Source organism: Dongia sp. (assembly GCF_041906375.1).
In the GTDB taxonomy this organism is placed as follows: Bacteria; Pseudomonadota; Alphaproteobacteria; order Dongiales; family Dongiaceae; genus Dongia.
The window spans coordinates 313,689-339,610 of sequence record NZ_JAYRJJ010000005.1; the positions used below are offsets into that span (position 1 = coordinate 313,689).

Below are 25,922 nucleotides of genomic sequence, written 5' to 3' on the forward strand. Positions count from 1 at the left end.
AATGGTGACCCTTCGCAACATGCGTTCCAATCGTGCCATCGGTTCACCTCGGCGCGGTGTCTGGCGACACAAGTCCGGCCGGCATTTGCGCAATACGGTGATCCTTTCCAGCGTCGCCCTGGTCCTCGTCGCCCTCTATTGCCTCGGCAGCGCGATCGTCCTGGTGCTGGCGCGCGAGACGACATCGCCGGAACTGGCGGCACAGCTGCAGGAGCGCCATGGCGGGCTTTACGGGCCGGTAACCGATGACAGCATCTTTGCCTACAAGCTCGAGCGCTACACCCTGCGCCAGCCCGAAGTCCTGATTGTCGGCTCCCGGCGCCTCGCGGCGCTTCCCGGTGAAGCGTTTTCGGGCTCGGTCTACAATGCCGCCGGCGCCGCGAGTTCGCTCGGCCAACTCACGGCCTTTGTCCGTCAGGCTGTCGCCGCACACCCACCCAAATCAATTCTCATCGGGCTGGATTACTGGTGGTTCAACCCGAGCATGGAATCAGCGCCCCAGCCGCCCTCGTCATCGCCCGCGTCTTCGCCAGGCTATGCGGCGCAGCTGCTGGACCCATTCCTCTGGCTGATCACCGGAAAGATCTCTCCGCGCGCGATTGCCGCCGCCCTGTTGCCGTCAGGAGGCGACACCGCCAGCATCGGCGCCCTCGCAGTCCTGAACGGCGAAGGCTGGGACGCCTATGGACGCTATGACAATGGGCGGCATCCGAGCGGCGGCGCGTATATGCCGACCGGCGTCGATGACGTCCGCATTGGACCGTCCAGCAAATCCATGGCGCAGCTCAATGCCCTCATTGCCGAGCTGAGCGGCCAATCGATCGAAGTGCTCTTCATGCTGCCGCCAATCGCGCCACCCATGCGCAGCGCGCTGGCCAAGGACCCCGAGAACCGCCTAATCCCGTTGTGGAGCGATGCCATTCGCTCCCTCGGCCAACGCGTTTTCGATTTCCAGGACGCGGTCGCATTGGGCGCCACCGAATGCGAGTTCGTCAGCGACATAGCCGCGGGCGAAGTAGCCTTTCTGCGCACCCTCGATGCCATCAGCAATTTCGGCGGCACCTATTTCAGCCAGGCCATCGACCGCGACATGGTGACAAGCCTGATCGGCTCCAATGCCGAACATGTGCGCTTGGCAGAACTGCTGCCCGCGGACGCCCCCGCCGAAGCACTCTTCCGACACGACAGCTGCGACAAGGATCGCTGACGCATGCTCTTCAATTCCTACCCATTCATGTTCGCGTTCCTGCCGGTGACGCTTGCCCTCTTCTTCCTGTTGGGCCGCTTTGCCGCACGCGATGTCGCCATCGGGTTCCTCACGCTCGCATCCGTGTTCTTCTACGCCTGGTGGAACTGGATCTACATTCTGCTGATCCTCGCTGAGATCGCGTTCAGCTTCCTCGTCGGGCGGCAGTTGGAGCGAACCGACCTCCAGGACCGGCATCGTCGGCTCATTCTAACTGGGGCGATCGCGCTGATCCTGATTGTCCTGGGCTATTTCAAATATGCCAATTTCTTCCTCGGCGTCGTCAACGAACTGAGCGGCACCCAGCTCAGCCTCGGCCTCATCATCCTGCCGCTGGGCATTTCCTTTCATACCTTCCAGCAGATCGCCTATCTGGTCGACGCCTATCGCCGCTCGGCCAAGCACTATCGCTTCGTCGATTTCTGCCTGTTCGTGACCTTCTTCCCGCAGATGATCGCGGGGCCGATCGTGCATCATAACGAGGCGATACCGCAGATCCGCCGCCCCGGCTTTCTGACGCCCCGCGGCATCAACCTCCTCGTTGGCGTATCGCTCTTCGGCCTTGGGCTTTTCAAGAAGACGGTGATCGCCGATACATTGGCACAGGTCGCCAACCCGGCCTTCAACGCCGCCTATGGTGGTGCCGATCTGACGTTGGTGGAAGCCTGGATGGGCGCGCTCGCCTACAGCCTGCAGCTCTATTTCGATTTCTCGGGCTATTCCGACATGGCGATCGGGCTGGCACGTATGTTCAACGTGCGCTTCCCGGCCAACTTCTATTCGCCCTACAAATCCGTAAACATCGCCGATTTCTGGCGCCGCTGGCATATGACGCTATCGCGCTTCCTGCGCGACTATCTCTACATCCCCATGGGCGGCAATCGCCGCGGCCCGGCACGGCAGATGCTCAATCTCTTCCTGACCATGTTGCTGGGTGGCCTGTGGCACGGAGCCGGGTGGACCTTCATCATCTGGGGCGCGCTGCACGGCATTTTCCTTGCCGCACAACGGCTCTGGTCCCTGTTTGCAAAGCGCCGCGGCTTCATGCTGCCCCGCCCGGTCGGCTGGTTCATCACCATGCTGGCCGTCATGGCGGCCTGGGTCTATTTTCGCGCACCTGACGTCGACACGGCGCACAGCGTGCTGTCCTCCCTGGTCGGCGCCAATGGCCTGGGCCTCAAAACACCCAATCTGCCGGATCTGCCCCTCGACGGTTGGCCGGTCATCCTTATCGCTGGGCTCTTGGCCACGTTGGCGCCGAACAGCACCGAGATATTCCGCCGCTATGCACCCACGCTGAAGCTGGAAACGCTGGCCAAGCGCCATCTCGGCCGACTGGAGGGCCGCCTCGAATGGCGTCCGGTCACGGTTTGGGCGTTGATCGCCGGCCTGGTGACAACGGCTGGTGCCGTCGCCATTCTTGGCTGGCAGTCCGAATTCCTCTACTTCCAATTCTAGGCGCGATGACGATGCCCCGTAATCTTCGCTATGCCCTTCTATTCGCGCTGCCGATGGCGATCGCATTCGCCGCTCTGGGCCTGTCCTTTCTCATTCTATGGCGCGCCGGCGAAACGATCGATCCGATCACCGCGGCACACCTGCAGCAGGAACAAGACATTCGCTACAGTTCCGCTCTCTTCTATCGGCCGCGTCCGTACAAGATCGAGCGGGCGATCCTGCGCCAATCGGACATTGTCCTCCTCGGATCATCACGCGCCATGCAATTCGTGGCGGCACCATGGCGCGAGGCCGCCTTCAATGCCGGCGGCGCCATGCGCGATCTTGAATCCGGTGAAATCTTCGTCGATGCCGTTCTCAAGGCCTATCATCCGAAACAGATGATCATCACCCTCGACTGGTGGTGGTTCAGTGAAACGCGACGGCCCGACGCGCCGAGCGATGCGTCGCCGGAGACGCCGCTGACACTTCACGAGTTGACGCAACCCGCCGTCTGGCTTTGGGACGGCACGCTATCTTTTGCCGAGCTGTCGACTCTGCTGTTCGACCCCGGCGCCCTCAAGCCCGGCATCGGGTTGCCGGCCCGTTTCAAATATGCCGGCTGGAATGCCTTCGGCCATTACGACTATGGCAGCGGCCTTTCCGAACAGGCCGGCGGCAGCGATATCGGCTTCAAGGAGACGCTGAAGGACATCGCACGCAAGTCAAAGCGGAACGATCGTGCGCCCTCGAATGCGTTCTCCGAGCAAACCTGGCAACGTCTGGAGGCGTTGGTTGGGCGCTTGCAGGAAGCCGGCACCGAGGTCATCGTGGTCATACCGCCAGTGGCCAAGCCGATCTATGATTGGCTGGCCGAACAGCCGGAACCCAATCTCGTCAAGGAACTGCAGCGGCATCTCGGCACCTTGCCGGCGCTGACTTTCGATTTTCACGACCCGGCGAGCATCGGCACCGATCCGTGCGAATTCGTCGATGGCATGCATGGCGGCGAAGTGAGCTATCTGCGCGTGCTCGATGCGATTGCCGCCGATCCCAGCAGCCATCTCGACCACGCCGTCGACCGGGCGCTTGTTCAGCAACTCATTGCCGACAATGCCGGGCATGCCAGCCTGAAGCAGGATGATCCGAACCGCGCGCCGGAGGCCGATTTCAACAGCCTGGGCTGCCGCAAATAGTCAGCGGCCAGCCTTCCAATCAGTGACTAGCCTTCCAATCAGCGGCTAGTCTTCAACAGGTCGCGGATTTCAGCGAGCAGCTTCTCGCTCTCGCTGGGTGCGGGCGGGGGTGCCGCCTCTTCCGCCTTCTTGAAACGGTTGATCTGCTTGACCAGCATGAATATGGCGAAGGCCACGATCAGGAAGTTGATGCAGGCGTTGAGGAACAGGCCGTAGTTGATCGTCACCACACCGGCATCTTGCGCGGCTTTCAGCGTGTCGAAATGCTCGGTGCTCAGCGCGATGAAGAAGTCGGAGAAATCGATCCCGCCCATGATGAAGCCGATGGGCGGCATGATGATGTCCTTCACCAGCGAATTGACGATGCCGGTGAAAGCCGCGCCGATGATGATACCGACGGCCAGATCCACCACATTGCCGCGAACGGCAAAGTCCCTGAATTCCTTCAACATGGCCTTCCCCTTCATTTGCGTGGCATTGAGCCCACGTTAGGTCAGCCGAGCACACCCCGCAAGGCATCGACTACACGGCTCACATCGGCATCCGTCATATCGGGATAAAGCGGAATAGAGAGTTGCCTTGCGTAATAGGAATCGGCACCCGGCAGATCCTGATTACCATAGAGGTCACGGTAATAAGGCTGCTGGTGCACCGGCAGGTAATGAACCTGGGTCCCGACACCCTTCGCCTTGAGCTCCGCCACCACCTGCGCACGCGATTTTCCGATCGCGGCGAAATCGATCAGCACGGCATAAAGATGGAGCGCTGCATTGTCGCCAGGCTGTTTCGGCACGATCTTGAGGCGCGGCGCCAGTTCCGGCAGCTGCGCGTCATAGAGCGCCGTCAATTGGCGCCGGCGATCGATGAAACGACCAAGCTTGGCCAATTGGCTCTCGCCCAGCGCGCAGGCGAAATCGGTGATGCGATAGTTCCAGCCCAGCGCCTGCATCTCGTAATACCAGGGGTTCGGCTGGCCATCGGCGGCGAAGCCGAGATCGCGATGCCGGAAATCGGCCGGCTCGCGCACCATGCCATGGCTGCGATAGAGCTGCATGATCTTGTAATGCTTGGGATCGTTGGTGGTTGTGACGCCGCCCTCGCCCGTCGTCATCGTCTTCACTGGATGCAGCGAGAAGCAGGCAAGCTCCGACAGCGCGCAGGCCCCCACCTTCGCCACGCTGTTGTTGCCCGACTGATGCACCCCGCCCAAAGCGTGGCAGGCATCCTCGATCACCTTGATGCCGCGCGTCTCGGTGATGGCACGGATCGTCGCGAGATCGGCACAGTGACCGTTGAGATGCACCGGCAGAACCGCCTTCACCTTCGCCGAGCCCGCCCGCGCCAGCGCCGCTTCCAGCGTGGCCGGCGTCAGGCGCCCGCTATCGGCATCGACATCGGCGAAGATGACGTCGGCACCGCAGAAGCGCGCCGCATTGGCGGTCGCCAGGAAGGTCAGGGTCGGCACGATCACCGCATCGCCCTTCTGCAGGCCGAGCGCGATACACGCCAGATGCAGCGCCGCTGTCCCGCTATTGCTTGCCACGGCGTATCGGGCGCCAACCGTATCGGCAAAGGCGTGCTCGAAGCGCCCGACACCTGGCCCGGTCGTGAGGTAATCGGCCTGCAACGCCTTGGCCACGGCAGCCAGATCGTCGGCATCGATGCTTTGCCGGCCATAGGGGAGAAAGGAATTCGTGCTCATGATTCCGTGGGCATAATAGGAAAGGATGAAAATCTATACCGGGCATGGCAGGCCCGCGCCAGCGCCAGAACGTCTCCAGACATTTCGCGTTAACCATTCTTCATTAGGGTTTGCGCAAGAATGGCTTGGTATAGTTTGCCGAGGTGCCTTGAGTCGCCGTTCTGGAGCAAGGCCCGTATTGAAGGCAGCTGGGAGCATCCCCGCATCATGACCGTGTCGGACGAGAACCAGCCGCAAGACGGCGATTCCCAGCCCAAGGTTTTCGTCTATCGGATTCAGCAACGCAAAGGCCTGCCGACCCTCCGCGGCGAGATCCTGGCCGAGGACGAGGCCGATGCCGAGCGCCAACTGCGGCTGAAACTGCTGGCCCCCAGCCTGCCGCCTCATGTCAATCTGGTTGAAAAGGCCGAGATCGACGCGGCGGAACGGGCGGCCAAATCGCGCAACCTGCGCATGCTGCTCGACATCCTGCGCGCCCATCATGATTGGCTGCGCGGCGATGGCGGCGAGCGGGCCGATTTCACCGGCCGCAACTTATCCGGCCTCAAGCTGCCGCGCCTCGACCTTTCCATGGCCAATCTCGCCGGCTGCGACTTTTCCGGCGCCGATCTGTCCGAAAGCAAGCTGCAGGGCGCCAACCTCGCCGGCTGCAATCTCGCCGGGGCTTACCTCAAAGACGCCGACCTCAGCGGTGCCGACCTCTCCGACGCCAACCTCAAAGGGTCGAATTTGTCGGGTGCCAATCTCGACGGGGCCGATCTCTGGCGGGCCAATCTGATGGGGGTCGAAGTGGCCCCCGACGTCCTGCACCGCGCCCTTTCCTGCCGCCACCCCGGCAGCAATCAGCCAAACGACTGATAAATATCATTATAAATTAAGGACTTGACCAAAACCTTGCGGTGGCGGCCCTTGGCTCTGTATCACTGCGCCGAACGCGCCCGGCTGCGCGAACGAGTCGAGTACGGTTTGGAGTACCATGAGCGATCTTTTCGAAGGCACGCCCAAGAAGGGCGGCGACTATTCCGCCAAGGATATCGAGGTTCTGGAGGGTCTTGAGCCCGTCCGCCGGCGCCCCGGCATGTATATCGGCGGCACCGACGAACGCGCGCTCCATCACCTGGTCGCCGAAGTGCTCGACAATTCGATGGACGAGGCCGTCGCAGGTCACGCCAGCCGGATCGAGATCGAACTCGACAAGGACGGCTATGTTACCGTGCGCGACAACGGTCGCGGCATCCCGATCGACCCGCATCCGAAGTTCAAGGACAAGTCCGCGCTCGAAGTCATTCTGACGACGCTCCATTCGGGCGGCAAATTCTCCGGCAAGGTCTATCAGACCTCCGGCGGTCTCCATGGCGTCGGCAGCTCGGTGGTGAACGCGCTCTCCGACGATCTCATCGTCGAGGTGGCCAAGGACAAGCAGCTCTGGGTGCAGAGCTACAAGCGCGGCAAGCCGGTCACAAAACTCACCAACCAGGGCAACGTCAACCGCCGCGGCACCTCGGTCCGCTTCCATCCCGATCCGGAGATTTTCGGCAAGCAGCTCCACTTCAAGCCGAGCCGCCTCTATCGCATGTGCCGCTCGAAGGCCTATCTCTATCGCGGCGTCGAGATCCGCTGGAACTGCGACCCCACCCTCATTCACGAAGGCGATGAGACGCCGGCCCAGGCCGTCCTCCATTTCCCGGGCGGCCTGCTCGACTATCTCGGCATGACGCTGGGCACACGCAAAACCATCACCGCCGCCCCCTTCGCGGGCCAGGCCGACTTCACCGACGAACAGGGGCGCCTGGAGTGGGCGATCGCCTGGCCGGTCGATGAGGACGGCTTCATGAGTTCCTATTGCAACACGGTGCCGACTCCCGAAGGCGGCACGCATGAAAGCGGCCTGCGCACCGGCCTCACCCGCTCGCTGAAGGCCTATGGCGATCTGATCGGCAACCGCAAGACCAGCCTCGTCACCTCCGACGATATCTGCGGCAATGCGGCGATGCTGCTGTCGGTCTTCATCCGCGATCCGCAATTCCAGGGCCAGACCAAGGAAAAGCTCTCCTCGCCGGAAGCGACGCGCCTGGTCGACAACATGATCAAGGATCATTTCGACCACTGGCTGTCGAACGATCCCGGTCGCGCCAAGGACCTCCTCGACCGCGTCATCGAGAAGGCCGAGGACCGCCTGCGCAAAAAGCAGGACAAGGAACTGTCGCGCAAGACCGCGACCCGGAAGTTGCGCCTGCCCGGCAAGCTCACCGATTGCACCAAGGACGCGATGGCCGGCACCGAGATTTTCCTGGTCGAAGGCGACAGCGCCGGCGGCTCGGCCAAGCAGGCGCGCAACCGCGAGACCCAGGCCGTGTTGCCGCTGCGCGGCAAGATCCTCAACGTCGCCTCCGCCACCACAGACAAGCTCGCCGCCAACCAGGAACTGGTCGATCTCATCCAGGCGCTGGGCTGCGGCAGCCGCGACAAATACAGCGAAGAGCGTTTGCGCTACGAGAAGGTCGTCATCATGACGGACGCCGACGTCGATGGCGCGCATATCGCGTCGCTGCTGATGACCTTCTTCTACCGCGAAATGCCGCAGCTCATCGAGAACGGCCATCTCTATCTCGCCCAGCCGCCGCTCTATCGCCTGGCGCAGGGTGGCAAGGTCGCCTATGCCCGCGACGATGCGCATAAGGACGCGCTGCTGAAGGGCGAGTTCTCCGGCCGCGGCAAGGTCGAGATCAGCCGCTTCAAGGGCCTTGGCGAAATGCCGGCGGCACAGCTCAAGGAGACCACGATGGACCCGCGCCATCGCTCGCTCCTCAAGGTGCGCATCCCGCACAAGTACAATGAGGAAGAACGCGAAGAGGCGCGCGAGACCGCCGACCTCGTGGAGCGCCTGATGGGCCGCAAGCCGGAAATGCGCTTCCAGTTCATCCAGGAAAACGCCCGCTTCGCCCAGAATCTCGACATCTGAGAACCTCGACATCTGAGCCCACCCTGATTCCGGAAGGCCCGCACGCACATCACCCGGGAGTGTGAGCGGGCAAGTGAACATTCCGCCGATCGGCCCGACAAAGGTGTGATCGCCGCTACAAGGCACCCATTTGGGTGGCCGGCACGTATAGACGTGCTGGGTAGCGAGCATTACCTTTGTTGCAACTGCTGATGGGACATGGACATGTTCAGCTTGCGCGGACTCTCTTGGGGAGTTTTCGCCCTGTGGGCCTCCACGGCTTTTGCCTGGGCCGATCCGGTCGCCCAGGTGACGAAGCTCAGTGGCTCGGCCACGCTCCTGCGCGATGATGCCACCGCACCGCTGGTGCTCGGTGCAGCCCTTGAATCCGGCGACACGGTGGCGACCGACGCCACGGGTCGCGTGCGGCTGCAATTGATCGACGGCTCGGTCATCAATCTGGGCTCCGACACCAGGATGGCGATCGATCAGGTCATCAGCGGCGGCATCGGGACCGACCGTGATGTGGCGCTCGATCTTTCGCAAGGTGCCCTGCTGGCGGAAGCCGCGAAGGCCACGCCGAAATCACGTTTCGAGATCCGCACCCCGAAGGCCATCACCGCCGTGCGCGGGACCCAATGGGGCATTCTCTCCGACACCGAGAAAACCGAGGTGATGGTCGTCTCCGGGCGGGTCGGCGTGCGCAAGAACGAGGTCTCCGGCGCCAGCGGCGTCGCCCTCACCAGCCAGCGCGGCATCAGCGTGACGCAAGCCCCCCTCGGCGACAGCAGCCGCTGGGGAGAAGACAGGTTCGCGGCGCTGATGACGGCGACCGAGGTTCCGGGCCCGGAAATCGGCTTCGACCTCGGCAAGGCGCCGCCCCTCAACATGACGCCGCTGCCGGCGCCCAGCCAGCCGCAGAAGCCGCAGAGGAAACGGAAGGTCAGTTGCTTTGACCCGGACGACGATTCATGCCTGCCGCCGGACCGTGACAAGAACAAGGATCGCGACAATGATCATGAGCATGACCACGAGCATGAAAACGACAATGGCGGCGGCAGCTTCTAGCGCCTGATGCGAAAAGGGCCGGCGATCAATCTCGCCGGCCCTTCATCAATCAATGTAGCGTCTGGGAAAATCTGCGGCGCAGAGCAGCCAGTCAAACGTCGATGTTGACGATCAACAGATCCATTTCGCGCGGCGCGTAAAGCGTGGTGCCATTGCTGAAAGAGAAGAAGGCATGGCCGGACACGTCTTCGCCCGTCGCCGTCACCAGGGTTTCGACCACACCGGCATCGACCACCGCCTCATCGGTCATGATTCGGATGCTGAGATCGCCACCATCGCCTTCGATCACGATGGCGCCGCCGCTGTCGGGCAGCAAGTCAGCAAGAGAAAGGCTGATGGCGTCGCCGTTGCCGGCGTCGCCATCAGTGTTAGGTACAATCGGTTGCAAGTGCTCAGGAGCGTCAATCATCTCAATTCTCGCTTCAGCGAAGGCCAAGCCGCCCAGCCCCTAAAGGCCGCATTCGCCTAAACTGTTTCTGTCCGAGTTATTTATCGCACTTCCCGTCCAGGAAATGAACCGGCGAATCTTCCCGCTCGATACACCAAAATGTGCGAACTGGGCTTTTCCCGCACATTTGATCGAAATACCCGTTAGAGCACGCTGTAGATACGGTGATGGCAGGGCAAACGCGACTAGACCTTGATTGCCGGCGCGCCGCGCCCGCCATCGAAATTAACCATCTTTGCGGATCAATATTCCGCGCGGTACTTGGAATGGCAGGCGCCGCAGGAATCGCCCAGCTTCTTCACCGCCCCCGGGAAGGCCGCCGCATCGGTGACGGCCGCCAGTTCCGTTGCGGCAGAGAGCGCGTTCGTCCGCGCGGCCTCGAAACCGGCGCGGTCGGACCAGATATTGGCATTGGCGGCGCCATCGGCCTTCTCGGACCCGTCGGGAAAGAGCGTCCCGAAATGCTGCAGCTGGCTGGCGATGAGATTGGCGTTCTCGGCCACCTCGGCCTGATCGAACGTGCCGGCCTTCGCCATGGCGTTGAGCGGCTTGAACGCGCCGCCGATCTCCTCCATCGCGTGCTCCCGGTCGCCGCCGAGGCCGGTGGCGCAGCCGGCCAGGATCAAGCCAAGCGCCGCCAGTCGCAGCTGCGACTTGCGCGATGTCAAAAAGTGCATGGGTGCCTCCCTCGAGTCTGTTGAGGCGCGCAGGCTAGCCTTAGAAACCTGACACGAAGCTGATAATTGACTGACATGATCCCCTTCTCTCTCCGGGCTCTCTTCTCTTGTCAGGCCTTCCTTTCTGTTCGGGGCGACGCTCACCAGGAATCGCTCGGGCAGCAAGCGGCCGTTTCGTGTCGGCCGCGACGTGGGCGGCTGCCTGCCGTCCCAGGAGGGGAACCCGGTCACCGCATCGGGTCCGGCGGGGGCTGCTTATCCATCTGCGGCCCGAGGGGAGCGTCCTGTGACCCGGGACTCGCGGGGGATCGCTCATCCAGCCGATCCGGGAGGCCGGTTGCAGCCACCGGCCCAGGCTGCCCCCGGTGGAAGGGAGGCGATATGGTCGGCCTGCGCCCCGACCGGGGCTTGCGCCGAAGACAACCGAGCAATTCCGGCTGAGCGCCGGGAGTGATGGTAACGGGGTGACCGTCTTGAGGTGATGTGCGCGCAACCCATTTAGTACCAAATTCCCAAACTCTTGTCAAGAACAAATTAGGAACATGATTAGAAGCGGATTTTCCTCTGGCCCCGATTTTCCCCAGGCACCGGCACCATTGAGCGAAAAAACCCGAAAAAATTGACCGCCGATTGCATCCCCTGCTTCGCCCCCCTAATCCTCAATGAGCAGAAGCAGGAAATGGATCGCGGCCCGGCCATGTACGCGCTTACCCCATCCATGCTCACAGGCGTTACCCAACTGGATGCCGAGCATCAGGACCTCGTCACGGTCATCAACCGTATTGCCGGCGCTGAAGAGCGCCACGACAGCAGCGAGGTGCTGACCCATCTCAGGCATTTCAGGGACGAGCTTGCCGGACATTTCCGGCACGAGGAGGAATATCTGGGCCTCCTCTCCTACCCCGCGCGCGACGCCCACGCCAAGCACCATGCCGAGACCATCAGCGCCCTTGAGCGCATCGCCGACGAACTCGCCGACAGCGTCATCGACCTCGGCGGGATCGCCGCCGAATGCTTCTACGAATTGCTGGGCACGGTGCTGACCATGGACATGCGCTTCCTCGACTGGCACCAGGAGAAGAAGCGCGCGGCCGGCTGAGCCGGCGCCACGCCCGGCCAAGCTGGAACTTTCCGCCCCGGAGAGCGATAATGAACTAGGAAGCGTAAGCTCCGTACCGCGAAGACATTCGCCCGGGGGTATGCCATGCCCAGATGGTCGCTCACCCGAACTGTTCCGAAACGCCGCGCCGTTCTATTGGCCGGCCTTGCGCTGACCTCGATGGCGCTCGCCGCCTGCACCTCAACGCCGCCGCCCAAACCTGTCCAACTGCGCGCCATAAGCTCAGGCGAAGGCGTCGATCTGGCCACCTATGCCCATGGCAATCCCTCGCCCTATGGCTATGCAACGCCCTGGGGCCAGCCCAGCGCCGAGACGACCGGCTATCTCGGGGCCAACCGCTTTTCCCCGGCACCAGGCCTCATCTGCGAGCGCGGCCGCAATGTCTGCTACGACCGCAACGGCATCGACCTCGCCGCGACGGAAAGATATCTCGGTTCGCGCGACGAATGGAACCGCCAGCGCCTCTATGGCGACGCGAAGATTTATGTGCCGGCGCGGCAATAACTGCGCTACTCGGAGCGGGCCCCTTTTCTTAAACAAACGGGGTCAGGCTGCGATTTTGCGACCAGATAAATCTCACTCTGACCCCGATTCTTCCCCACGACCGCAAATATGCCTTTGACAGGGGAATGCGAGCCCTCCTCACTAGGGCATTCGGAAGGATGAAGATCCGCGACCCACGCCTTAAGATTGCAACCGCGCACATCGATTTCCCTTGTACGGCGAGCCCGATTCGTTGTTAGCATCGTGTGATACCGGAATCGGGGGAATGGATGGACAAGCCGCGTCAGAAACAACTGCTTTATCGTCGCGCAACTTTTGCCACCAAAGATGGGCAGAACTTGGAGCAACTCCTTATAAAGGCGGTCACCACGCGCAAGAGCGTTCAAGATCGGACGTTCAAGCTCGCTGATGGTGATATGGTTGAAGGTACGGTCACCCGTAAGGATAAGCCGAGCGGTGTCGTGCTCCACGTGGTGACCTACACTCGAAACGAATCCGCTTCAGTTGTGAAACATGTCGCCGCCGGTACCTTAGAGGGGTCGGTCGACACCGCGCCGCCGCCCGAGGACTCCGAATATATGGACCGCGAAGTGTTTGCCATCGTGAGGGACAACGATATCGCACTTTGCTGCACAAACTGCCGCGAAGGCACCCTTGAGTCCTACCTTCGCATGTTGCTCAATGCGAGCGGTCAACCCAATGCCTCGTCGGATGTGTTCTTGATGCCAGTGGCGAATGTTGAGAAGGCGAAGCTGATTCAGAAGGAAGGGGTGAAGTCTGTCATGTTTCGGGCGTCTTTGCACAAGCAGACGCTCGCACACATCGATAGAAAGCGCCCAAAGGGGAAAATCGTCTCGACTATCAAAAGTACCTTAAGCGCCTTCGTTAAGGCTGACCAGAGCGACGCCGCGATGCAGGAAGAGGCCGACCTGAGCATTGCGCTCGAAGTTAAACTAAACCGAAAGAGCGGTGGGCTAGCAGCGAGAGAGCTAAACAGCTTCGCTCTTGATTTGCTCGCGGGCGATGATTCCGATTTCATCATTATCACGGGCAAGGAAAACAAGATTAAAGGCGATGAAATCGCTCTGCAGAAAGGTTGCAATCTTCCGCGAAAGGGCAAATCCGTGCAAAGAGATGCAGCGTGGCAAGCGCTGCGCCAGTATATATCGGACCTGACAAAAGGAGGACTGGTCAAACAGTGAAGAACATTGCTTGGATGAGATTGGCACTATTCGCCGTCGCCGTGGGTATCGGTGTGGCCGCTTCAGTGTTTGGCCAGCCTCTCGTGCACGGTAATCAAGACGCGATCAATACCATCGTCACGATCTTTTCGATCCTAGCGGGCTTCCAAATTGCGCTTATCACGCTTCTAGGTGATCCGGGTTATCTCAGCGGCATGGCTTGGCAGGGATTGGAAGCACGCCGTGACGCCTTCCACGCGCGACTGTCACGGCAAAAATACCTGTTCGTCGTTTACCTTTTGACTCTCGCCCTCGCGCTATTTGCCATCGTCATCAAGGACACCAGCCCGACGTTAAAAATGTGGCTGGAACACGGGTTTTTGGGACTGGGCGGTTTCGCCTTTGCTCTATCGCTTGGCCTGCCATGGTCGTTGCTCTCTATTCAAATGCACAGGTACGACGCGCTGATCGAAGCGCGGCGCCAGGACGTCGGCATCAAGGATTAGCGTCGCGATTGGGGAGGTTTGAATGGCGAAGATTTCCGCGGACTCTATCCGGCAGTCTTTGGACCTTTTTCGGTCAGAAAAGGCTCACTCCCAGAGATTCCTGCAGTATATCGAACGACCTGACGTCTCAATGTGGGAAGGCGCAGGGACCGAACCAATGCAGGACGTCACTGCGGACCTGATAAAGGAGCATCGCCAGCGGATAGAACGCGCGGACCGCTTGATCCAGTTTTACGAAGATCAACTTAAGCTCGGCTAACGCTTTGCAGCAATATAGGCGCGCCTCGGCGCCCGAAAACGGTCATAGAGGACCGTTCTAGAACCACCAAAATTCAGCTAAGTGATGGTCGGAGCGACAGGATTTGAACCTGCGACCCCTAGACCCCCAGCAACTGGCATGCAACGCCATTACAATGGCTTAAGAGTGTCTTCCGAGGCGTTTTGGCGAATGAGGCGAAGAGCGAAATCAGCTGTTTTGCTAGGTTTCGCGAATCCAGCGAAATTCTCTTAGTTCAATTGAACTAGCGCCCCCTGGATTCCTGTATCTCCTCACCCTCCGCGATACTTTGCAAAATCCCTTAAAGAGGCAACTGCCACTTTTGGAAGTCTCGCCCGACCATGCAGCGAGCTCCTCAATGAAAGGCGCTTTGCGGACATCCAGGGGTCTCTAGTTCAATGCGAGCGAATTAATTGTACATATGCATATAGCGTAACGAAAGTGATACTGCGGCAACTTGCACTAGAGCGAACGTCTAGTGAACGTGTTATTATAGATAATTAACGGTAAAGGCTCGCTCCCCAATGGGCGCAAATTCGACAATTGAATGGACACATCACACGTTCAATCCTTGGTGGGGTTGTGTTCGCGTTTCTCCTGCATGTAAAAATTGCTACGCAGAGGCATGGGCTTCGCGCTTCGCCCTCGATGTCTGGGGGCCAAAAGCAGACCGGCGCCGATTTAGCGATGCACATTGGAAGGAGCCGCTCCGATGGAACCGTGAAGCAGCTCAGGCAGGCGAAAGGCGACGAGTGTTCTGCGCCTCTATGGCGGACGTCTTTGAGGCGCGAGCTGACCTAAGCCCTGAACGAGAAAGGTTGTGGGCGCTTATTCAAGCAACACCACAACTAGATTGGCTGCTACTGACAAAGCGGCCCGAACGAATTGGAGCAACCGTCCCTTGGCAGAACAAGTGGCCTCACAATGTATGGATTGGAACCAGCGCGGAGAACCAAAAGTGGGCAGATAAGCGAATTCCAGTTCTGCTCACGTATCCAGCTGTTGTGCGGTTCATTTCATGCGAGCCATTGCTGGGTCGACTCGATGTTGCGAAATGGTTGGGCGATCAGAGCAGCAGGCAGAAGATTAACTGGGTAATAGCCGGTGGCGAAAGCGGGAGGAGAGCACGCCCCATGCTACCTATTTGGGTTACATCGCTAAGGGACCAATGTTCGCTATCGCGCACGCCATTCTTCTTCAAGCAGTGGGGAAACTGGGCTCCCGTAAATGAAGGCGTTGCAGAGAGTGCTGGACGCACCGTTACAGTTTCTGAGTTTAGTTTTCGTCGCTCACCGAAGCACGTCGCAGGTAGACTCCTGAACGGGCAAACGTGGAATGAGATTCCGTCACAGTTGTCTCACCACCGCAAAGTTGCCGAGTAACTTAAGCGAGCCATTGCCATGACAGCAGAGCAGGAGTTTGTAATCGATCCGACCGATGGCCTTCGATGCTCGATGGTAGGTGAATGGGCTCGGGAAAAGCACGAAAGACTTACGAAGTATATCGACATAAGTAGGTTTGTTCGCCGCAAGTGGCTTGACGGTAACTCTGGCGAAGCCACTTTCATCGACTTGTTCAGCGGCCCGGGGAGATGCCAGATAAGAGGCCAGTCTGATTTTATCGATGGCGGATGCGTAGCAGGTTGGAAGAAGTCGGAAGATTGTGGTGCGCCCTTCACAAGGGTGCTTGTGTCAGATGCGGACGATTGTCATGCGAATACGAGTGCGAACCGGCTTAGAGCGTTGCGGGCGCCAGTAACCCATTTTGTCGGACAGGCGGAGCATGTCGTTGAAGATGTTGTAAAGCAACTAAGCCCGCACGGCCTTCATTTCGCCTATCTAGATCCTTTTGATTTGGATTCTCTCCCGTTCTCCATCATTCGCCAATTGGCGAGCCTCAAACGGATGGACATGCTGATTCATATTAGCTTGATGGATCTTCAAAGGAATGCGGTCGAGTACTCTAATGAAGACAATCGGCAACTCGATCGCTTTGCCCCTGATTGGAGAAAGCATGTCTCCCCCAGCCCCCATCAAGCGACCTTTCGAGCTAACTTTCTCGGGTACTGGAAGAGTTTGATAAAGGATCTCGGCATGCAGATCGCCGAAGGAATCGAACTGGTCCGAGGAACACAAGGCCAGCGCCTCTATTGGCTCGCGTTCGTAGCTCGCAATTCGACGGCCATCCAGTTCTGGAACGAAATACGTAACGTAGACGGCCAACGAAACCTGCTCTGAGTTTCCAGATCCAAGCTGCGCGCGATTCTTTTTTGTTAGCCGAGAGCGAAGCGGTGCTCAGCGGTCAGTGTCGCCGTTGACGCCTATCCAGTTTCCAATAAGCGCTGTGTCGCTCCGAGTGCATTGCCTGATCAGACACAAGCGAGCGTCTGGGCACTACAGCGGGTCGTTTGAGCACTTATAGTTCAATTGAACTGAAAGTTCATTTTTTTCGGGAGAGGATTTTCTGCTAACCCATTGAAAAGATTGGTCGGAGCGACAGGATTTGAACCTGCGACCCCTAGACCCCCAGTCTAGTGCGCTACCAGGCTGCGCCACGCTCCGACACTCTTTCAGGCGCACCCGGCAGATGCGGGGGCCCGGGCCAGACGGCGGAGGGGTGAGGCTGACCTCAAGACCCTAGGGGGTGCCGACGGCGAGGCTTATATAGCGGCCCCCACCGGGTCGCGCAATGCAAAGAAGGCGGTTGGGGGTGAATAGTTAATGGGGCGGGGGCTGGATTACTCCCGCATCGTCATGGTCCGCGTAGGCGGACCACCCATGAGTTTCTCGCCGTTTCCCGGTTGCTGGTTGGCAAATTCGTGGGTGGTCCGCCTACGCGGACCATGACGGACAGGTTTGGCGGGCAGCGCCCCCCCAAAACAGAAAAGCCCGGCCCAGAAATAAATCAGGGGCCGGGCTTTTCAATGGTCGACCTGGAGGGTCTGGATCTCGGCGGCTGCGCGTCAGCCCAGGACCTTCTTGAGGCGGTCGCGCAGGTCTTCGAGTTCGCTGGTGATCGCCTTCACTTCGCGGATCTGGCGTTCGTCGAGGGAGGCGGCCTTGAAAAGGGGCAGGTCCAGCATGGCCTGGGCCTGGCCGATCTTGGCGGCCAAGGTCGGGTCGGCGGCGGCGTCGGCCGGGTGGCCGGATTCCACGCCCGTCTGGGCATGGCCGTTGCCGAGCGCCTCGGGCGAGAGCCCCAGGGCCTCGACTTCAGCCAGATCGGCGCCGAGGCGCAAGGCGCCTTCGCGGATCAGCTTCTGCACGCCCTTGATAGTATAGCCCTGGTCATAGAGCAGGCCGCGGATGGCGCGCAGCAAATCGACGTCTTCGGGCCGGTAATAGCGGCGGCCACCGCCCCGCTTCATCGGCTTGATCTGGGGGAATTTGGTTTCCCAGAAGCGCAGCACATGCTGCGGCACTTCGAGATCGTCGGCCACTTCGCTGATCGTGCGGAAAGCGCCGGCGGCCTTCTCGACCCGGCGCGCATTGGCGCGGCGTTGTGCTGCGGCCTGATCGTGCTTGTCTGGACCCGCACCACTCTCGGCGGCGGGAAGCCGTTCTGCCGAGGAGCTCATGCTTTCTGCTCAGCGCCCTTGTTGACCCGGTCCTTCAAGACATGCGAGGCGCGGAAGACGAGCACGCGCCGCGGCTTGATCGGAACCTCTTCGCCGGTCTTGGGATTGCGGCCGACCCGCTCGCCCTTCAGGCGCACGAGGAAGCTGCCGAAGGATGAGATCTTGACGCTCTCGCCGCGCACCAGCGCATGCGAGACTTCGTCGAGGACGGTGTCGACCAGTTCGGCGGATTCGTTACGCGACAGGCCCACCTCTTGATAGACGGCTTCGGCCAGATGTGCGCGCGTGATCGTATTGCCCTTCATCTCCCCCTGCCTTTCTCAATCGGCTCTTGATGAATGAGCGTATCGTTTACTCTGAAATCAGTCAATTAGAGAGCGTCATTGATCCGCAATCATATGTGTGGGGATTGGTTCAGCAATATCACCGAAGATTCAGTAGCGAATCAGGGCCGAACCCCAGGTGAAGCCACCACCCATAGCTTCCATGAGGACCAATTGGCCGCGCTGGATGCGCCCGTCATTGACCGCTTCGGCGAGCGCCAGCGGGATCGAGGCCGCCGAGGTGTTGGCATGGCGGTCGATGGTGACGACCACTTTTTCGGGGGGCAGTTTGAGCTTGTGGCCCATGCTGTCGATGATGCGCCGATTCGCCTGATGCGGCACCAGCCAGTCGACATCGTCGGCGGTGATGCCGGCCGAGGCGATCGCCGCATCGACCGCCGCCGCCAGATTGACCACGGCGTGGCGGAAGACTTCCTTGCCTTCCATGTGGACGAAGCCGGCGGTCTGCGTCGTCGACGGTCCGCCATCGACATAGAGCTTGTCGTAATAGGTCCCGTCCGAGAAGAGATGCGTGCACAGCACACCGCGATCCTTCGCTGTGCCCTCGCCCTCGCCCGCTTCCAGCACCACGGCCCCGGCACCATCGCCGAAGAGGACGCAGGTGTTGCGGTCCTTCCAGTCGAGAATGCGCGAGAAGGTCTCGGCACCGATCACCAGCGCGCGATGCGCCTGGCCGCAGCGGATGAAATTGTCGGCGGTCGCCAGCGCGAAGACGAAGCCCGAGCACACGGCCTGCACGTCCATGGCAAAGCCGCCCTTCATGCCGATGCGCTGCTGCACCTTGGTGGCGGTCGCCGGAAAGGTGTGGTCCGGGGTGGTCGTGGCGACCAGCAGCATGTCGATATCGGCCCCGCGCAGGCCCGCATGGTGGAGCGCCTGCTCGGCCGCATGGACGGCGAGGTCGGAGGTCAGCTCGTCCGGCGCCGCGATGTGGCGCTGTTTGATGCCGGTGCGCTGCGAAATCCACTCATCCGTGGTGTCGACGCGGCTGGCGAGGTCGACATTGGTCAGAATCTCCTTCGGGAGATAGCTGCCGGCGGAGAGAAGAAGGGATCTGCGGGCCATTGGAATCTTTGAATAAAGTGAAGAAGTTCGCCGTCAGAGTGCCGCGGCGACGGCTTCCACGCCCGGGACCGCCATGAGCTGGGCGAAATCCTGCTTCATGCGTTCCATGGCGTCGTTCTGCACCATGTTTACCGCAACCCCGATGGCGTTGGCAAAACCATAGGAATCGGTCCCGCCATGGCTTTTGACACAAATACCGTTGAGGCCCATGAGAATCGCCCCGTTATAGCGCCGGGGGTCGACCTGGGCCCGGAGGCCGTTGAGGGCCGGCCGCGCGAAGAGATAGGCGATCTTGGACCAGAGCGAGGCCGAGAAGGTCTGCTTCAGCCAGTGGCCGTAGAGCTTCACGGTGCCTTCGATGGTCTTAAGCGCGATGTTGCCGGTGAAGCCGTCGGTCACGATGACATCGACGGTGCCCTTGGCGATGTCGTCGCCCTCGACGAAGCCGATGAACTTGCCGGGCAGCGGCACGTCGCGCAGGATCGCCGCGGCGACCTTCACCGCATCGTGGCCCTTAAGCTCCTCGGCGCCGACATTGAGGATGCCCATGCTCGGCTGCTGCACGCCCAGCACCAGGCGCGCGAAGACGTTGCCCATGACGGCGAACTGCACCAGGTTGTTGGCGTCGCATTGCACATTGGCGCCGAGATCGAGCATGACGCTTTCCGAACGCATGGTCGGAAAGAAGGAGGCGATCGCCGGCCGGTCGATGCCCGGCATGGTTTTCAAGACGAACTTCGCCATCGCCATCAGCGCGCCGGTATTGCCGGCCGAGACGCAGGCCCCGGCTTCGCCGCTATGCACGGCATCGATGGCAAGGCGCATGGAAGACTGGCGGCCGGCGCGCAGCGCCTGGCTCGGCTTGTCGTCCATGGAGACGACGGAATCGGTATGGCGGATGGTGCTGACCTTGGCGAGCTCCGGCAGCGCATCAAGCATCGGCTTGAGCCTGGCCTCGTCGCCAAACATCAGGAAATGGACATTGGGAAAGCGCTGGCGCGCAATATCCGCACCCCTGACCACCATGTCAGGCGCGTTGTCGCCGCCCATCGCATCCAAAGATATAGCCAGGCTGGTGCCCACCCGTCACTCCTTCCCGGCCATCATAGCAGCGGGTTTGGAGTTACGCTGCGTCTGCCTCGGTGCCCTGCGCCACGACCTCACGGCCGTCATAATGGCCGCAGGAGCCGCAAACGTGATGCGGGCGCTTCAGCTCGCCGCAATTCGGGCATTCAGCAGACGCGCTCACCGTCAGCGCATGATGGCTGCGGCGCATGTCACGGCGCGACTTGCTGGTTTTCTTCTTGGGGACTGCCATGATCCACTCTCTTCACAAAAAAATAGCGGCGGCACGCCCGAGCTGTTCGGAGGCCGCCAATGGGCGGGTAGATATCCAAAATCCGGCGGGATAGCAAGCGTCTTGCCGCAGCCGGCGGTTTGCCGCCCGCTGCGGCCCGCGCCGGCTATTTCTTGAGTTTATCGAGACCCAGGAACGGCTTACGCTTGCCAGCCGCCTCGGCCAGATCGGTTATGTCGGCTTCCTTAGGGGTAAATTCCTGAGGGATCGCCGCCCCCTCCTTGCGCGGATAGGGATCGAGCGCCAAGGAGAGCTGCTCGGCCACCAGGGCGCCCAGATCGATCTTGCCGTCCTCGATCGGCTCCGGCGGGTCCGAATCGTCGAAGCTGATGTCGATTTCGCTGAGCAGCGGTTCCGGTTCCGCATCGCCGAAGGTGAGGCGGAAGCTCTCGCGGATCTGAGCCGGGACCGGCTCCAGCGTCACGACGCAGGTCTGCACCACCTCGCCCTCGAGCTCACCCTTGACCTCAACGAGGCCCGAGGCCAGCCGCCGGAGCTGCAGGGTGGCCACAAGCCGGCCGATGGCCTGGAGGTCCAGCACATCGGCCAGGGCCGCGCGCTCTTCGGCCGTCGCCTCGATCCGCCGCTCGGTCGCGCGCGCGCTCACCGAGGCGGCTTCAATCGGCCTGGAAAATACTGAAATATCAGATTGTTGAGCTGTCATTCTCAATCTAAACCATAAGCCTGTGCGGTGCCTGCCGGAACGGGCGGAAACTCAAAAATGCCGCGCAGGATGCGGTCGACCGGCTGGCTGTCCGCCAGTTCCTTGCCGCGGCGCAGATAGTTCGCCACCGTGCGGATCGCATCCATATCGGGGTCCGTGGTGCCATAAAGGTTCCGCCGCAGGGCGCCCTCAAGATCGAGCTGGCTGCCGGCGAGCGCTGTTTCATAGGCCTTGATCCGCCCCTGCAGCGCCTCGGTCATGACGCGGATGCGCTTGCCGACCCCGACATCACCGGCCCCCAATTGCCGCAGCGAGGCCTCGAAATCATTGATCAAGGTATCGTAGAGCGCCTGGGACAGAATGGCCGCCCGGTCGCCCTGCCCGCGCAGGCGCTGGAAGATGAGAAAGGTGTGCAGCGCCACCATGTCGAAGCGGCCGTCGACCGAATCCGGCACGCCGAGCTGCTCATAGAACACCCGGGCGCGCGCTTGGGCGACCAAGCGGCCGAATAGTTTGGCGGCAACCTCCTTGGTTGCCCCCGGCCCCTGCAGGACCCGGGCAATGAGTTCGCCCAATGCCGATTGCGCCACTTCTTATCCTTTCCTGCCAAATCGCCGGCCCAGGCGCTGGCCGCGGCGCCGCTGCGCCTTGACGCCATGAGGTCGCGGTGCGAATTTGCCACCGCGCGCCGGTTGATTTGGCCGATACCGTTCTTTCCCCATATCTTTCTGTCGGGGACCGTACTTTCGGGCAAGGGCTGGCGCAACAAGTTTGGCAGACCCCGGAACCATGCCTATGGCTCGAATTAACCATTCTGTTCGCTCTGCCCTTCTGGCCCGTACTCTCTTTGTCGGCGCCTTGGGCCTTGGCATCCTCCTCGGCGGCTGCCAGTCCAAGATCCTGCAGCACGGCAACGTCCCCGACGAGGACCAGGTCGTCCAGATCCAGCCCGGGCAGGACGACAAGAACCGGGTCGAGCAACTGCTGGGTTCGCCCTCGACCACCGGGACGTTCGGCGACGACGTCTGGTACTACGTCTCCAAGCGCACCAGCCAGACCGCTTTCTTCGAACCGGACATCATCGACCAGGGTGTCCTCGCCATCTCGTTCGACAATCAGGGCATCGTCCAGGACATGAAGGTCTACGACCAGACCGACGGCCGCCTGGTCGCCATGGTCGACCGGGTGACGCCGACCCATGGCAACGAGCTGACCATCATCCAGCAGATGCTCGGCAATCTCGGCCGCTTCAGCCCGGGCGAGGACGGTCCCAAGACCGGCCCGACCGGCACCACCGGCGCCCCCGGCGGCGTGTAGGCGCGGCTAGTCCGTCTCTTTTTCAAGTCCGCGCTCACGCGCGCGAACGGTCAATGTCGTACCGATCGAGGCCAGGATCACCAGCCCGATCGCCAGCCATTGGTGGACCGGCAGCATCTCGTGCAGAATGACGAGACCTGATAAGGCGCCAATCGCCGGCTCCATGCTGGTCAGCGTGCCATAGGCCTGCGGCGGCAGGCGCCGCAAAGCGGCCATCTCGAAGGCGAAGGGCACGGCGCTCGACAATGCGGCAACCGCAACCGCCAGCAGGAAGATGTTAAGCGAGCTGAAGCCGGCCATAGCCTCACCTGCCCCGAGCGGCATCGTGATCAGAGCCGCCACCATCATGCCCAGTGCCGGCGCCGGCGCGCCGAACGTATTGCCCGCACGCCGGCCGGTGAAAATGTAGAGAGCCCAGCCAAGCCCGGCGCCGAGCGCGAAGATCACGCCCAAGGGATCAAGCGCGCTCTCTGCGCCGCCCAGCGGCAGCAGCAGAACGATCCCGCCCACGGCCAATGCCGCCCACAACAGGTCGAGCCGCGTGCGCGACGTGAAGATGGCGACGGCCAGCGGCCCGGTGAATTCGAGTGCTGCAGCGATGCCGACAGGGATGCGCGCCACGGCGAGGTAATAGAGCAAATTCATGACGCCGAGATTCGCACCATAGATGAGCGCGATGTGCCAATTGGCGCGCACGATGCGCACCCGCCAGATCCGGAGGACGGCGCCCAGCATCAAGGCCGCCAGGGAAAGCCGCAGCACGACAGTCCCCTGCGCGCCGATGATCGGGAACAGGATCTTGGCGAAAGCAGCACCCGCCTGCACCGAGACCATGGCGATGATCAGCGCGCCGATCGGCAGCAGCAGCGATTTGGACGGCGGCATCGACACTCTCTTGAACAACCCGATACAAAAAGCAAACCCCGGCCGATCGCTCGGCCGGGGCTTCCTTTTGGCTAAAACCTCTTTCTGCTTAGTGGGCGAGAGCCGCCAGCAGCAGGAGGGCAACGATGTTGGTGATCTTGATCATCGGGTTGACGGCCGGGCCGGCGGTGTCCTTGTAGGGATCGCCGACCGTATCGCCCGTCACCGCGGCCTTGTGGGCGTCCGAGCCCTTGCCGCCGTGATGGCCGTCCTCGATGTACTTCTTCGCATTGTCCCAGGCGCCGCCGCCAGAGGTCATCTGGATGGCGACGAAGAGGCCCGTGACGATGGTGCCGAGCAGCATCGCACCCAGGGCGATGAAGCCCTCGGCCTGGCCGGCGACGGTCGAGATCACGAAGTAGAGGACGATGGGTGCTGCCACCGGGAGCAGCGACGGGATGATCATTTCCCGGATCGCCGCCGTGGTCAGCATGGCGACGGCCTTGCCGTATTCCGGCTTGGCGGTGCCTTCCATGATGCCCGGGATTTCCTTGAACTGACGGCGGACTTCCACCACCACCGCACCGGCCGCGCGGCCCACAGCCATCATGCCCATGGCGGCGAACATGAACGGCAGAGCGCCGCCGATGAACAGACCGATCACGACATAGGGGTTGTTGAGCTCGAACTTGATGGTGTCGATGAGCTGCGGGAAGTAGTGCTTCAGATCCTCGGTATAGGCCGCGAACAGCACCAGCGCCGCCAGAGCCGCCGAACCGATGGCATAGCCCTTGGTCACGGCCTTGGTGGTGTTGCCAACCGCGTCGAGGGCGTCGGTCACCTTGCGCACTTCCGGCGGCAGTTCGGCCATTTCCGCAATGCCACCGGCATTGTCGGTGACCGGGCCATAGGCGTCGAGCGCCACGACAATACCAGCCAACGAGAGCATGGTGGTCGCGGCGATGGCGATGCCGTAGAGACCGCCCAGGGTGAAGGCGCCGACGATGGCGGCCGAGATCACCAGCACCGGCAGGGCGCAGGCTTCCATCGAAACCGCAAGACCCTGGATGATGTTGGTGGCATGGCCCGTGGTCGAAGCCTGGGCAACCGAGCGCACCGGACGATAGGCCGTCGAGGTGTAGTATTCGGTGATCCAGACCAGGAGGCCGGTGACGGCAAGACCGATCACGGCGCACCACAGGATGTTCATGCCGGTGAGCGTGGTGAGGCCGACCGTGGTGCCTTCGATGACGTCGAAGCCGACCACCTTGTTGACCAGGACGCCGATGATGACGATCGAGATCACGCTGGCGGCGATGAGGCCCTTATAGAGGGCACCCATGATGTTGTTGCTCGATCCCAGCTTGATGAAGAACATGCCGATGACCGAACCGACGACGCTGGCGCCGCAGATCAGGAGCGGCAGCAGCATCAGCTGTTCCTGGGCCGGGCCGGTGAAGAAGATCGAGGCCAGCAGCATGGTGGCAACCACGGTGACCGCGAAGGTCTCGAACAGATCGGCAGCCATGCCGGCGCAATCGCCCACATTGTCGCCGACATTGTCGGCGATGACGGCGGGGTTGCGGGGATCATCTTCCGGGATACCGGCTTCGATCTTGCCGACGAGGTCGGCGCCGACGTCGGCTCCCTTGGTGAAGATACCGCCGCCCAGGCGCGCGAAGATCGAGATCAGCGAGGCGCCGAAGGAGAGGCCGACCAGCGCTTCCACCATCGCCCGCATTTCGACGCCGGCCGATTTCAGGAAGATGTAATAGCCGGCAACACCGAGGAGGCCGAGACCGACCACCAGCATGCCGGTGATGCCGCCGGCCTTGGCGGCAACGGCGAGTGCCGGGGCGAGGCCCTTCCGCGCGGCTTCGGCCGTGCGGACGTTGGAGCGCACCGACACGTTCATGCCGATATAGCCCGTGACGCCGGACAGCACCGCGCCGATCACGAAGCCGACGGCCGAAAGGGTCGACAGGAAGAAGAACAGGATGACGGTGACCACGATACCGACGACGGCGATCGCCGTATATTGCTTGTTGAGGTAGGCGTTAGCGCCTTCCTGAACAGCGGCAGCGATTTCCTGCATGCGGGCATTGCCGGCACTCTCCGCCAGGACGGATCTGGTCGCCCAGATGCCGTACAGCAGCGCGAAGACGCCGCAAGCCATTACTCCCCAAAGCCACGAATCCATTCTTGCATCCCCTCATTCAGAATTGAGTTGGCGGGCCGCCACTTGGGGTCCGTCGAAAGCCTTGGGTCGGCGATCGACGTCACCTGCGGCGATCATTAAAAGTGGCCGGAACATAAAGGAATAGGCATGGGCTTGCAACCAAGCGCCCACCGACCGGCGTGGAGGCGGCCAATTCGCTTTTGGTCCAAGCCAAGGAATCGCTTGGGAAAATTCGAGTCGCCTGCGTTGCTG

27 protein-coding genes and 1 tRNA gene are annotated in these 25,922 nt (G+C 61.5%); 14 read left to right on the top strand and 14 right to left on the bottom strand.

From position 1 onward, the window contains the following. Positions 1 to 19: 19 nt before the first annotated feature. The 3 genes from ACE3OA_RS17140 to ACE3OA_RS17150 are packed head-to-tail and all read left to right on the top strand — an operon-like array spanning position 20 to position 3,879. On the top strand, positions 20 to 1,207 hold the full coding sequence (locus ACE3OA_RS17140; RefSeq protein WP_374312940.1) for a hypothetical protein: 1,188 nt from the start codon (positions 20 to 22) through the stop codon (positions 1,205 to 1,207). Between the two features lie 3 nt (positions 1,208 to 1,210). Next, positions 1,211 to 2,704, top strand: coding sequence for an MBOAT family protein (locus ACE3OA_RS17145; RefSeq protein WP_374312942.1), 1,494 nt, complete (start codon positions 1,211 to 1,213; stop codon positions 2,702 to 2,704). Positions 2,705 to 2,715: 11 nt separating this feature from the next. Further along, positions 2,716 to 3,879, top strand: a complete 1,164-nt coding sequence (locus tag ACE3OA_RS17150) for a hypothetical protein (RefSeq protein WP_374312944.1) — start codon at positions 2,716 to 2,718, stop codon at positions 3,877 to 3,879. A 38-nt stretch (positions 3,880 to 3,917) separates the two neighbouring features. On the opposite strand, the gene mscL is transcribed toward ACE3OA_RS17150, so the two are convergent. Then, the gene (gene mscL, locus ACE3OA_RS17155; protein WP_374312946.1) at positions 3,918 to 4,331 is read right to left on the bottom strand and encodes a large conductance mechanosensitive channel protein MscL; all 414 of its coding nucleotides are present in this window, start codon (positions 4,329 to 4,331) and stop codon (positions 3,918 to 3,920) included. A gap of 41 nt (positions 4,332 to 4,372) precedes the next feature. Further along, on the bottom strand, positions 4,373 to 5,581 hold the full coding sequence (gene pseC, locus ACE3OA_RS17160) for a UDP-4-amino-4,6-dideoxy-N-acetyl-beta-L-altrosamine transaminase (protein ID WP_374312948.1): 1,209 nt from the start codon (positions 5,579 to 5,581) through the stop codon (positions 4,373 to 4,375). A 207-nt stretch (positions 5,582 to 5,788) separates the two neighbouring features. Here pseC and ACE3OA_RS17165 point away from each other — a divergent pair, with 207 nt between their 5' ends. The 3 genes from ACE3OA_RS17165 to ACE3OA_RS17175 all read left to right on the top strand — a co-directional run bounded on the left by ACE3OA_RS17165 (position 5,789) and on the right by ACE3OA_RS17175 (position 9,590). Further along, positions 5,789 to 6,439 (top strand): pentapeptide repeat-containing protein, encoded by a 651-nt coding sequence (locus ACE3OA_RS17165; RefSeq protein ID WP_374312950.1) that lies wholly within the window; start codon positions 5,789 to 5,791, stop codon positions 6,437 to 6,439. A gap of 118 nt (positions 6,440 to 6,557) precedes the next feature. Continuing rightward, positions 6,558 to 8,543 (top strand): DNA topoisomerase IV subunit B, encoded by a 1,986-nt coding sequence (gene parE / locus ACE3OA_RS17170; RefSeq protein ID WP_374312952.1) that lies wholly within the window; start codon positions 6,558 to 6,560, stop codon positions 8,541 to 8,543. A gap of 204 nt (positions 8,544 to 8,747) precedes the next feature. Next, positions 8,748 to 9,590: a FecR domain-containing protein gene (locus ACE3OA_RS17175; protein ID WP_374312954.1), complete on the top strand. Its 843-nt coding sequence runs from the start codon at positions 8,748 to 8,750 to the stop codon at positions 9,588 to 9,590. 91 nt (positions 9,591 to 9,681) lie between these two features. Here the strand turns inward: ACE3OA_RS17175 and ACE3OA_RS17180 are convergent, their stop codons facing one another. After that, positions 9,682 to 10,026 carry a hypothetical protein gene (locus ACE3OA_RS17180; protein ID WP_374312957.1) on the bottom strand — a complete coding sequence of 115 codons (345 nt, stop codon included), beginning with the start codon at positions 10,024 to 10,026 and terminating at the stop codon, positions 9,682 to 9,684. Positions 10,027 to 10,280: 254 nt separating this feature from the next. Further along, positions 10,281 to 10,715 (bottom strand): cytochrome c, encoded by a 435-nt coding sequence (locus tag ACE3OA_RS17185; protein ID WP_374312959.1) that lies wholly within the window; start codon positions 10,713 to 10,715, stop codon positions 10,281 to 10,283. A gap of 679 nt (positions 10,716 to 11,394) precedes the next feature. Between ACE3OA_RS17185 and ACE3OA_RS17190 the strand changes: the two genes are divergently transcribed. The 7 genes from ACE3OA_RS17190 to tcmP all read left to right on the top strand — a co-directional run bounded on the left by ACE3OA_RS17190 (position 11,395) and on the right by tcmP (position 16,540). Beyond that, the gene (locus ACE3OA_RS17190) at positions 11,395 to 11,814 is read left to right on the top strand and encodes a bacteriohemerythrin (RefSeq protein WP_374312961.1); all 420 of its coding nucleotides are present in this window, start codon (positions 11,395 to 11,397) and stop codon (positions 11,812 to 11,814) included. 105 nt (positions 11,815 to 11,919) lie between these two features. Further along, positions 11,920 to 12,339 carry a YcgJ family protein gene (locus ACE3OA_RS17195; protein ID WP_374312963.1) on the top strand — a complete coding sequence of 140 codons (420 nt, stop codon included), beginning with the start codon at positions 11,920 to 11,922 and terminating at the stop codon, positions 12,337 to 12,339. Between the two features lie 269 nt (positions 12,340 to 12,608). Beyond that, a complete protein-coding gene (locus ACE3OA_RS17200; RefSeq protein WP_374312965.1) occupies positions 12,609 to 13,541 on the top strand; it encodes a hypothetical protein in 933 nt (310 codons plus the stop codon). Further along, a complete protein-coding gene (locus tag ACE3OA_RS17205) occupies positions 13,538 to 14,026 on the top strand; it encodes a hypothetical protein (RefSeq protein ID WP_374312968.1) in 489 nt (162 codons plus the stop codon). The genes ACE3OA_RS17200 and ACE3OA_RS17205 overlap by 4 nt, the downstream gene beginning before the upstream one ends. Positions 14,027 to 14,048: 22 nt before the next feature. Beyond that, positions 14,049 to 14,285 (top strand): hypothetical protein, encoded by a 237-nt coding sequence (locus ACE3OA_RS17210; protein WP_374312970.1) that lies wholly within the window; start codon positions 14,049 to 14,051, stop codon positions 14,283 to 14,285. A gap of 542 nt (positions 14,286 to 14,827) precedes the next feature. Next, the gene (locus ACE3OA_RS17215; protein ID WP_374312972.1) at positions 14,828 to 15,685 is read left to right on the top strand and encodes a DUF5131 family protein; all 858 of its coding nucleotides are present in this window, start codon (positions 14,828 to 14,830) and stop codon (positions 15,683 to 15,685) included. Positions 15,686 to 15,703: 18 nt separating this feature from the next. Then, positions 15,704 to 16,540 carry a three-Cys-motif partner protein TcmP gene (tcmP, locus tag ACE3OA_RS17220; protein WP_374312974.1) on the top strand — a complete coding sequence of 279 codons (837 nt, stop codon included), beginning with the start codon at positions 15,704 to 15,706 and terminating at the stop codon, positions 16,538 to 16,540. Positions 16,541 to 16,787: 247 nt separating this feature from the next. Here tcmP and ACE3OA_RS17225 read toward each other — a convergent pair. The 8 genes from ACE3OA_RS17225 to ACE3OA_RS17260 form a co-directional block, all read right to left on the bottom strand. Further along, positions 16,788 to 16,864: transfer RNA gene (locus ACE3OA_RS17225), tRNA-Pro, on the bottom strand. A gap of 401 nt (positions 16,865 to 17,265) precedes the next feature. After that, positions 17,266 to 17,880, bottom strand: a complete 615-nt coding sequence (locus tag ACE3OA_RS17230; RefSeq protein ID WP_374312976.1) for a MerR family transcriptional regulator — start codon at positions 17,878 to 17,880, stop codon at positions 17,266 to 17,268. Continuing rightward, positions 17,877 to 18,185 (bottom strand): integration host factor subunit alpha, encoded by a 309-nt coding sequence (locus tag ACE3OA_RS17235; protein ID WP_320501562.1) that lies wholly within the window; start codon positions 18,183 to 18,185, stop codon positions 17,877 to 17,879. Before ACE3OA_RS17235 ends, ACE3OA_RS17230 begins: the two co-directional genes overlap by 4 nt. Before the next feature lie 129 nt (positions 18,186 to 18,314). Further along, positions 18,315 to 19,289: a beta-ketoacyl-ACP synthase III gene (locus ACE3OA_RS17240; protein ID WP_374312978.1), complete on the bottom strand. Its 975-nt coding sequence runs from the start codon at positions 19,287 to 19,289 to the stop codon at positions 18,315 to 18,317. A 33-nt stretch (positions 19,290 to 19,322) separates the two neighbouring features. Continuing rightward, entirely contained in the window at positions 19,323 to 20,372 is a 1,050-nt protein-coding gene (plsX, locus tag ACE3OA_RS17245) for a phosphate acyltransferase PlsX (RefSeq protein ID WP_374312980.1), read from the bottom strand. 40 nt (positions 20,373 to 20,412) lie between these two features. Continuing rightward, entirely contained in the window at positions 20,413 to 20,607 is a 195-nt protein-coding gene (rpmF, locus tag ACE3OA_RS17250; RefSeq protein WP_374312983.1) for a 50S ribosomal protein L32, read from the bottom strand. Positions 20,608 to 20,752: 145 nt separating this feature from the next. Next, positions 20,753 to 21,253: a DUF177 domain-containing protein gene (locus ACE3OA_RS17255; protein WP_374312985.1), complete on the bottom strand. Its 501-nt coding sequence runs from the start codon at positions 21,251 to 21,253 to the stop codon at positions 20,753 to 20,755. Positions 21,254 to 21,312: 59 nt separating this feature from the next. Continuing rightward, the gene (locus ACE3OA_RS17260) at positions 21,313 to 21,900 is read right to left on the bottom strand and encodes a ubiquinol-cytochrome C chaperone family protein (RefSeq protein WP_374312987.1); all 588 of its coding nucleotides are present in this window, start codon (positions 21,898 to 21,900) and stop codon (positions 21,313 to 21,315) included. Between the two features lie 205 nt (positions 21,901 to 22,105). Here ACE3OA_RS17260 and ACE3OA_RS17265 point away from each other — a divergent pair, with 205 nt between their 5' ends. Next, a complete protein-coding gene (locus ACE3OA_RS17265; protein WP_374312989.1) occupies positions 22,106 to 22,627 on the top strand; it encodes an outer membrane protein assembly factor BamE in 522 nt (173 codons plus the stop codon). Positions 22,628 to 22,633: 6 nt separating this feature from the next. Here ACE3OA_RS17265 and ACE3OA_RS17270 read toward each other — a convergent pair whose 3' ends face one another. Next, positions 22,634 to 23,512, bottom strand: a complete 879-nt coding sequence (locus ACE3OA_RS17270; RefSeq protein WP_374312991.1) for an EamA family transporter — start codon at positions 23,510 to 23,512, stop codon at positions 22,634 to 22,636. An 88-nt stretch (positions 23,513 to 23,600) separates the two neighbouring features. After that, positions 23,601 to 25,691 (bottom strand): sodium-translocating pyrophosphatase, encoded by a 2,091-nt coding sequence (locus tag ACE3OA_RS17275; protein WP_374312993.1) that lies wholly within the window; start codon positions 25,689 to 25,691, stop codon positions 23,601 to 23,603. Positions 25,692 to 25,922 lie beyond the last annotated feature (231 nt).